This window comes from Chitinophaga sp. (assembly GCF_036569125.1).
GTDB lineage: Bacteria > Bacteroidota > Bacteroidia > Chitinophagales > Chitinophagaceae > Chitinophaga.
Genome location: NZ_DATCRF010000228.1, coordinates 1 through 3,885 on the forward strand (window position 1 = coordinate 1; position 3,885 = coordinate 3,885).

General features: G+C 50.6%; 3 protein-coding genes. 2 read left to right on the top strand and 1 reads right to left on the bottom strand.

What is annotated here, in order from left to right:
• The coding region (locus VIM87_RS08125; RefSeq protein WP_331996498.1) for an AraC family ligand binding domain-containing protein at window positions 1-440 on the bottom strand (440 nt) is incomplete at its 3' end.
• Window positions 441-567: 127 nt separating this feature from the next.
• Between VIM87_RS08125 and VIM87_RS08130 the strand changes: the two genes are divergently transcribed.
• Both VIM87_RS08130 and VIM87_RS08135 read left to right on the top strand, forming a co-directional pair.
• Window positions 568-1,968, top strand: a complete 1,401-nt coding sequence (locus tag VIM87_RS08130) for a sensor histidine kinase (RefSeq protein ID WP_331996499.1) — start codon at window positions 568-570, stop codon at window positions 1,966-1,968.
• 67 nt (window positions 1,969-2,035) lie between these two features.
• Window positions 2,036-3,700, top strand: a complete 1,665-nt coding sequence (locus VIM87_RS08135; RefSeq protein WP_331996500.1) for an FAD-dependent oxidoreductase — start codon at window positions 2,036-2,038, stop codon at window positions 3,698-3,700.
• Window positions 3,701-3,885: the final 185 nt, after the last annotated feature.

The window sequence follows — 3,885 nt, forward strand, 5'->3', positions numbered from 1 at the left end:
TCACGTTCATCCAGGTGGTAAATCGGCGGAAGCTCCGGCGGCAGCTCTAACAGCTGATCCAGGATCTGCTCTTTAATAAAAGTATGGGCTACAAATTCATGCCGGAACAGGATCATGTATAACAGCAGATCGTCGGAAGCATTTTCAAAAGAGTGCAGGTCGCGTGGAGAAACGATGTGTATGGATTGAGGCGTTACTTCAAACGTATGGTGCCCGATGGTTTTAACGCCATGCCCCCGCATGCACAGTACCAGGGCAAAATGATCGGTTTTCACCGGCGGGCCGTTATGCCGGCCGCCTTCATTGCTTAGTATCGCAAAATCGCCCGCCTGCAGGTCCGTGTATTTTTCAATCCCGAAGCCTTGCGGGGCATTGTTGTCAGCCGCTAAATAATGTCTGACCGTAGTGGAAATATCCAACCTGATTGCATCCTTGCTCATGATTCCTTGCTGCTTTTGTACTTATCTGATCCTTCCTAAAACAGGGCAAATTTAAGTAACTTTAAGTTTGCAAGCACGGATGATCTCCCTGCGGCATGCCTTCCAACTTTTAAACCAATAATTTAAGATGACCCAGGTTACTGTAGAATGGCTCCATACCATAGAGGCCATTAAGGATGTTCCGGCAGAGCAGCTGCAATGGATGATCGATAACAGCCAGCATTACGTTATTCCCCCCGGCGGATTCCTGTTTGAGCCGGATACCGCCATCTGGGCTACCCATTTTATTGTAAGCGGCCGCATTCGCGTATACCGCCTGCAAAATAATGAAGTACGGGAGTTTGCAGTATGGCCGCCCCGCTCCATAGCCGGTTACCTGCCTTTTTCAAGAGGTAAGGTAGCTGCCGCTTTTGGCGAAGCCCTGGAAGATACCCAGATCATGAGCCTTCCCATCGAGAAATCGCCGGAATTGATCCGTACCCATTTCGAGCTTACACAGGCCCTGGTGCATATGATGACGGACCGCGTGCGGGAATTCACCTCCTTCCAGCAGCAGAACGAAAAAATGATGGCCCTGGGCAAGCTCTCCGCCGGCCTGGCGCATGAGCTTAATAACCCTGCTGCAGCCGTAGTACGGGGCGCCGCATCCCTGAAAAAACACCTGCAGATGGAGCCCACTACTTTTAAAGAGATCATGGCCATACAGGTAACCCCCGAGCAGGTAGATATCGTGAGTAAGCTCCTGTTCTCCATCCTGCATGAAACGGAAAAACCGGTGCTCTCCATGATGGAACGGTCCCGCAGGGAAGATGAGCTGCTGGATTGGCTGGAAGACCATAACGTAACCAACAGCACCGAGATAGCAGAGAACATGGTGGAATTTGGCTTTACCACAGCTCACCTGGATGATTTTAAAGCACAGATGCCGGCCAAGGATATTTCGCCGGTGTTTAACTGGATCAACAGTAACCTGATCACGGAAAGAATGGTGCTGGATATCGAAGAAGCCTCCAAACGTATTGCCACCCTGGTAGGTTCCGTAAAGGTGTTCACCCACATGGACCAGGGGCATGATAAGGAGCTCACAGACATTCACAGCGGCATCCGCAACACCCTGGTTATACTGCAGCACCGCCTGCGTAAGGGAAATGTGGAGCTGGTGGAGAATTTTGATAATACGCTTCCGCAGATCAAAGCCCTCATTGGCGAAATGAACCAGGTATGGACCAACCTCATTGACAATGCCCTGGATGCCATGGAGCCCAATAAAAAAGGCGTGCTGGAAATACAAACCTCGCAGGACCGCCACTGCGTATACGTGTCCATCATCGACAATGGCCCCGGTATCCCGGAAGAGATCAGAAGCCGCGTTTTTGATCCCTTCTTCACCACCAAAGGCATTGGCAAGGGTACCGGTATGGGCCTGGATATTGTTATGCAGATCGTCCGCCAGCATAACGGTAACGTAAAGGCGATCTCAGAACCCGGAAGAACGGAGTTTAAGGTGTCGCTGCCCATACAGGGGTAATCATTCTTTTAAATTGTATATTTAACGCTGCGGAAATTATGTCAACACATACCGTCTAAAAAAAGCCATGGAACAACCTTTAATTTTCTGTATAGATGATGATGAGCAGGTACTGCGTGCAATTGTACGCGACCTTAAAAGCCAATACCGTAAAGACTATAAAATTATCAGCACCACCACGGTGAACGAAGCGCTGGACAGCCTGCTGGAGCTGAAGAACAAGGGCGAAACCATTGCCATGTTCATTTCAGATCAGCGGATGCCCGTAATGGAAGGGGTGGATTTCCTGGAAAAGGCCATGCAGTTCTACCCGGAAGCCCGGCGGGTGCTGCTCACCGCTTATTCTGATACCGACGCTGCCATTAAAGCCATTAACTCCGTACAGCTGGATTATTACCTGGTAAAACCCTGGGGGCCGCCGGAAGAAAAGTTGTACCCGGTGATAGATGAGCTGCTGGACGACTGGCAGCACATTTACCATCCGGATTTCAGGGGCATTAAAGTAGTGGGCTACCAGTTCTCCCAGCAATCACATGCCGTGAAGGATTTCCTGGCAGGCAACCTCATACCTTACCAGTGGCTGGATATACAAACCACCAGCGATGCCAACCGCCTGCTGGAACTGAACAACTTAAGCCAGAAAGAGCTGCCCGTAGTGTTCTTTGAAGACGGCAGTTACCTGGTAACGCCTACCATTATGGAAATTGCCGGTAAGGTAGGATTGAACCCGCACGTAAAGCACGATGTATATGATGTGGTGATCATTGGCGCAGGCCCCGCAGGGCTGGCAGCCGGTGTATACGGCGCATCGGAAGGATTAAAGACCTTACTGATAGAACGCCGCGCACCGGGCGGACAGGCAGGCACCAGCTCCCGCATTGAGAACTACCTGGGATTTCCCACCGGTTTAAGCGGGGCAGAGCTTACCCGCCGCGCCATCGCGCAGGCCACCCGTTTGGGTACAGAGTTTATTACACCGCAATCCGTAAAAGATATTCAGCAAAAGGATGGTTATAATAAGATCATCCTGGAAGATGATAGCGTGATCAACACCCGCAGCGTGATCATTACCACCGGGGTAGATTACCGCAAGCTGGAAACCCAGGGCGTGGATCAGTTCACCGGCGCAGGCATTTACTACGGCGCCGCCATGACGGAAGCCACGGCCTGCAAGGATAAGGAAGTATACATTGTAGGCGGCGGCAACTCCGCCGGGCAGGCTGCCATGTACCTTTCCAAATTTGCGAAAACCGTGTATATCCTGATCCGTAAGGATGATCTGAGCAGCACAATGTCAGCCTACCTGATAGAGCAGATCAGGGGAACCGGCAATATTAAGATCCGCCCGCGTACGGAAATTGCAGAAGCCATTGGCACCGACAAGCTGGAGAAGCTGGTGATCAAGAACGTGGAAACCGGTGAAACCTGTACGGAACCAGCCGATGCACTGTACATTTTCATAGGCGCCAGGCCCTTCACCGACTGGATAGCCCTTAACATCATCAAGGATGAAAAAGGCTTTATTGAAACCGGCCGTGAGCTAAAGAAGTATGATGCTTTTGGCAAGATCTGGAAGCAGCAGCGCGATCCTTATCTGCTGGAAACCAGCTGCCCCGGCATCTTTGCCGCCGGCGACGTTCGCGCCAGCGCCATGAACCGTGTAGCCGCCGCCGTAGGAGAGGGCTCCATGGCCATTAGCTTTGTACACAAGTACCTGGCAGAAGTGAAGTAGGAATTAATAATGAATAATGAATAATTAATAGATACGATGTAAGAGTACGAAGTATGAAATAGCAAATAACCGCCAATTTCATACTTCATACTTCAAACATCGATCATCATACATCATACTTCTTACCTCAACCATCATTTCAAACGCATGTCACAATCTGAACTCTGTAAGCATCTGCAAAGCCT